Source organism: Burkholderia sp. Ac-20392 (assembly GCF_017104585.1).
Classification (GTDB): Bacteria; Pseudomonadota; Gammaproteobacteria; order Burkholderiales; family Burkholderiaceae; genus Burkholderia; species Burkholderia lata.
Genome location: NZ_JAAGPB010001005.1, coordinates 1 through 1,165, shown reverse-complemented (window position 1 = coordinate 1,165; position 1,165 = coordinate 1). Strand labels below are relative to the sequence as shown.

Sequence of the window (1,165 nt, the reverse complement as noted above, 5' to 3'; positions counted from 1 at the left end):
CCGCTGGACCGGCACGCTCGGCGATCTCGCGCGCGGCATCGACGAAGCGCGGCTCGGCAGCCCGGCCGTGATCCTCGTCGGCGGCGCGATCGGCGAAGCAGCCGTGCAGCACGTGCCGGCCGCGGGCGTCGCGATCGAAACGGCCTTGTCCCGGGCCGCGTAGCATGCGCGACACCACGCGGCACCGACCGCCCACCTATCATGAAGACAGCGGCACCGGCCGCCGGGCCGCCATGCGCGGCACCGACACGATGACCGCACGGGGCCGTTGCCCCCGATCCGCCCATCGCGCCACGATTTCGCCGCCGTCGTTCGCGTCATGAGTACGCCTGCTTCTTCCGCCCGCCTGCGCGTGCTGCTCGTCACCGACACCGACAAGCCGATCGGCGAGCTCGGCGATGCACTCGCGACCCTCGGCTACGAAATGCTGAACGACGTCGCGACGCCCGCGCGCCTGCCGGCAGCCGTCGAGGAACAGCATCCCGACGTCGTGATCATCGATACCGATTCGCCGTCGCGCGACACGCTCGAGCAGCTTGCCGTGATGCACGCCACCGCGCCGCGCCCCGTGCTGATGTTCAGCCACGACGCCAACCAGTCGCTGATCCGCGCGGCGGTCGGCGCGGGCGTCAGCGCGTATCTCGTCGAAGGGCTGTCGGCCGAGCGCCTCGCACCGATTCTCGAAGTCGCGCTTGCCCGTTTCTCGCACGACGACGCGCTGCGCCGCCGGCTGGCCGACGTCGAGCGCGAACTCGCGGAGCGCAAACTGATCGACCGCGCGAAGCGCCTGCTGATGGACCAGCGCAAGCTGTCCGAACACGACGCCTACGCGGCGCTGCGCAAGCGCGCGATGGACCAGGGCCTGCGCATCGTCGACGTCGCGCGGCAACTGCTCGACGCGTCACCCCAGTCATGAATGCCATGGATATCTCCTCTCCCGCCGCGCCGGAACGCGCGCATCTTCGCCTCGGGTTCGTCGCGCTGAGCGACGCGGCCCCGCTGATCGTCGCGCAGCGCCTGAACCTCGGCGCGCGGCACGGCCTCACGCTCGAACTCAGCCGCCAGCCGTCGTGGGCCGCCGTGCGCGACAAGCTGCTGAGCGGCGAACTCGACGCCGCGCATGCGCTGTACGGGCTCGTCTGCGGGCTGCAGCTCGGGATCGGCA

2 protein-coding genes and 1 pseudogene are annotated in these 1,165 nt (G+C 71.3%); all 3 read left to right on the top strand.

Annotated elements, in window-relative coordinates:
* Nucleotides 1-163: pseudogene (locus tag G3N99_RS42275) on the top strand (uroporphyrinogen-III C-methyltransferase); the annotation flags it as partial.
* A gap of 156 nt (nt 164-319) precedes the next feature.
* Complete coding sequence (locus G3N99_RS40435; RefSeq protein WP_174943043.1) at nt 320-916, top strand: ANTAR domain-containing protein; 597 nt, start codon at nt 320-322, stop codon at nt 914-916.
* Nucleotides 917-921: 5 nt separating this feature from the next.
* Nucleotides 922-1,165: ABC transporter substrate-binding protein (locus tag G3N99_RS40430; RefSeq protein WP_206125219.1), on the top strand; the 244-nt coding region annotated here is incomplete at its 3' end.

Coding starts and splice junctions, on each gene's coding strand:
- G3N99_RS40435 (WP_174943043.1), top strand. CDS start 320: ATGAGTACGCCTGCTTCTTCCGCCCGCCTGCGCGTGCTGCTCGTCACC.